This window comes from uncultured Fretibacterium sp. (assembly GCF_938030725.1).
GTDB lineage: Bacteria > Synergistota > Synergistia > Synergistales > Aminobacteriaceae > Fretibacterium.
Genome location: NZ_CALHIQ010000153.1, coordinates 1 through 3441 on the forward strand (window position 1 = coordinate 1; position 3441 = coordinate 3441).

The 3441-nt window shown below is 65.7% G+C and carries 2 protein-coding genes; both read left to right on the forward strand.

Going from position 1 to position 3441, the window contains the following annotated elements; translation table 11 throughout:
* Positions 1-475: 475 nt before the first annotated feature.
* Positions 476-1711, forward strand: coding sequence for a coenzyme F420-0:L-glutamate ligase (locus Q0629_RS08690; RefSeq protein WP_298781469.1), 1236 nt, complete (start codon positions 476-478; stop codon positions 1709-1711).
* Between the two features lie 427 nt (positions 1712-2138).
* A partial coding sequence (locus Q0629_RS08695; RefSeq protein ID WP_298781471.1) for a TolC family protein occupies positions 2139-3441 on the forward strand: 1303 nt, incomplete at its 3' end.

The window sequence follows — 3441 nt, forward strand, 5'->3', positions numbered from 1 at the left end:
AACGTCAGGGAGTCGGGGGACAGCCCCACGGCGTCCAGAACCTGGTACCCCGCTTCCTTAGGCTCAAGGACGAGAGCGGTCAGGCCCTTTGACCTGAGGAACTCCGAGAGGTACTCCAGCGCGCCCCCGGATACGATAAAGTCTATTTTGCGGTACAGATCTTCCATGAATGCCACCTCCGGCCTGAATGGCGCCCCCATCGACGTGGGGCGGTCGGTCAAAGAGCACGTCCTGAAGCGCCCTAGGGGTCCGCACGTTTTGAGGTGTGGACCTCGATGCGTTTTTGTCGCATTGTCCCCGCTATTCTATCGCTTTTCAGGGAGAAAATCGACAATCCCCGGACCTTTTCGACGATTTTTGGAAGAGGGCGGTGGGGCGTCGGGCCTGTCGCCTTGTATTATAATAGAAAAAATACGGTATCGAACTCTGCCGTCCCCCGCACCGAGGCGGGGACGGCGGCATCTGGAGGCTGAAAATGGCAGAGAAGCACGGCTTGGAAAGAGGCGGGCATGAGGGGAAGCGACGTCAGGTCGGGGTTGAGGCCCACGGAATTCGGCTGCCCGTCATCCAGCGTGGGGACGACCTGGTGCGGATTGTGGCGGAGAGCCTGATCGAGGCGGCGCACTCCCCCTACGCTCCCTTTGCCCTGCGGGACAGGGACGTCGTCGCGGTGACGGAGTCCCTGCTGGCGCGGGCCCAGGGCAACGTCGTTTCCCTGGACGACATCGCAGCGGACGTCGCGGGAAAGCTGGACTCGGATGAGGTGGCCGTCGCGTTCCCCATCCTGAGCCGCAATCGGTTTTTCCCCCTGTTCAAGGCGCTGACGAAGGCCATTCGAGGCCGGGTGCACCTCTTCCTGTCCTGTCCCGCGGACGAGGTGGGCAACCACCTGGCGGACCCCATGGAGTATCTGAAGCGCGCGAGCGGCCTGCCGGAGTGCTTTGGCCTCGACGAGTTCCGTCGGCACTTCGGGGAGTACCGACACCCCTTTACGGGCGTGGACTACATTGAGCTCTACAGGGGCGTGGCCCCCGACCGGATCGAGGTCCACTTCACGAACAACCCCCTGAACCTCCTGAAGACGACGAAGTGCGTCATCATGGCCAACATCCACCCGCGCGGCACCTATGCGGCGCTCCTGAGGGAGCACGGCGCGTCGGTCCTGACGCTCGACCAGATTTGCAACGCCCCGCTGCGCGACGGAGGCGGGTACAACGCGGAGTTCGGCCTGCTGGGGTCCAACTTCTCGAAGGAGGGCAGCGTGAAGCTCTTTCCCCGGGACGCGGAGCGCTTCGCCCTGGACCTCCAGCAGGAGGTCCTGCGGCGGTCCGGACGCAGGGTGGAGGCCATGGTGTACGGCGACGGCGCCTTCAAGGACCCCGTCTGCGGCATCTGGGAGCTGGCGGACCCCGTGGTGTCCCCCGGGTTCACGGAGGGGCTGCGGGGCACGCCCTCGGAGATCAAGTTCAAGATGGTGGCGGACAACGCCTCCGGGGATGCGGAGGCGGCCGTGCGCGAGGCCATACGCTCCAAGCCCGCGCCGGGGGGGAAGGAGTCGGGGCTGACGGAGTCTCGAAACGCCCTCGGCACGACGCCGCGGCGCTATACGGACCTCCTGGGCTCGCTGTGCGATCTGGTGTCCGGCAGCGGGGATCGGGGAACCCCCGTCGTGCACGTTTCCGGGTACTTCGACTCCTGGAACGACGAATGACCGGCGGTCCTGAGGTCAACCCCTCTCGATCGCAGCGCTTTTGTCCCGATCGGACCGTCCCTGGAGGACGGTCCCTTTTTGTGGCGAGGAGAGGGTGAGCGGGGCCTCTGCCGCGTTCACAGGACCTTTACATCGGAGGAATATCCTGTCCTTCGTAATGAGGGGAAATGGAGGACGTTCCTGTGGCGGCGGGAAGTCTGCGCCAACACCGCTGAGCTTCACGCGCTTTTGGTTGTCTGGCCTGACTTCCAGGAACGCATGTCCGGGATATGCACATCCTGCGTTTTCGTCAAATGGCGGTTTGAAGTTCTGAGGCGAAAGCGTAATCTTGTCCCCGCAGGCTTTTTAGTGAGGGGTTCTCTTCTTCCCTGTGGCTGTCCGGTGGATTGGAGCGATCTCCTTTGGAAGTTTGGAGGCTGAGAACGACATGAGATCGGAAAAGAGAAGAGTGGGCGGGAGTGCTGTTGCCCTTGCGGCCCTGGCCTGTTTGATTCTGGCCCTGTTCTGGGCTTTCCCCGCCCTCGCACGGGGAGATGAGGCGGTCCGTACCCTGACGCTGGAGGACTGCCTGGCCCTGTCGGAGGCGAACCATCCCGACCTTGCCGGAGCGGACGCGAAGAGCGAGGCGGAGCGCCGGCGGCTCTCCCTGGCGGCCGTGGAGGACCGCCTGCAGGCATCGGGAAGCGTTTCGGCGACCCGCTCCGGCAGGGAAGGGGCGGTGACGGGCAGCAGTTACACGGCCGGAGTGACGGCGAGCCTCAAGGTCTTCGACACGAACCGGACGAAGTATGCCGTCGAGGCCCAGCGCAGTGTGCTGTCTGCTGTGGAGGCCGAGGGAAGAAAGACGCGGCTGCAGGTCCGTGCCGGGGTCAAGAAGGCCTACATGGACCTGCTGCTGGCAGGGGAGGTCCGCGGCCAGAGGCAGGAGGCGGTGGATTCGTTCCGGCGCCATCTGGAGCGCGCGAAGGGCTACTACGAAACGGGGCTCAAACCGAAGATCGACGTGACGAAGGCCGAGGTGGACCTGGGGAACGCCCAGCTCGCGCTGGTGGAGGCGGAGTCCGGGGTCCGGGTTGCGCAGGCCGCGCTGCTGAACGCGATGGGCGTGGACTCAATGGAGCCGTTCGAGGTTCGGATGGCGGAGCGCAGGCTGCCGGACGCGGCGGAGGACGACGCCGAGGCCCTGGCCTTGGAGCATCGCCAGGACTACGCGGCCGCGGACCTGCGGACGCTCGCCGGAGTGGCCGAGGTGCGCTCCGCGGCGCGGAGTTCCTCCCCCAGCCTGTCGCTGAGGGGCGGGTACAGCGCTGGCGGCGAGGACATCTCCTCGCTCAGGTCGGAGTGGAACGCGGGCCTTTCCCTTACCGTTCCCATCGTCGACGGGGGAGCGACGGTAGCCCGGACGGACGCTGCGAGGGCGCAGGTCAAAAGCTTGGAGGCGGCCCGCGAGGCCCTGCGGCAGGACATCCTTTTGGAAGTCCGCAAGGCCGTCCTGAACGTCCGAAACGCCAGAGAGCGCATCCGCATTGCGGGGTTGACGGTCGCTCAGGCGGAGGAGAACTACTCCCTGGCCGAGGGGCGCTACCGGACGGGCGTTGGCGATTCCCTGGCGCTCTCGGACGCGCTTCTGGCCCTCACCGATGCCCGGCTCTCCGTCTACCGGGCCCGCTACGACCTCCAGGTGGCCCAGTTCGCGCTGGAGAGCGCGACGGGGGTCGAGCTGACGGAGC

Bases quoted from the DNA above. Each gene is read 5' to 3' on its own strand.
- Q0629_RS08690 (WP_298781469.1), top strand. From the start codon at position 476: ATGGCAGAGAAGCACGGCTTGGAAAGAGGCGGGCATGAGGGGAAGCGA.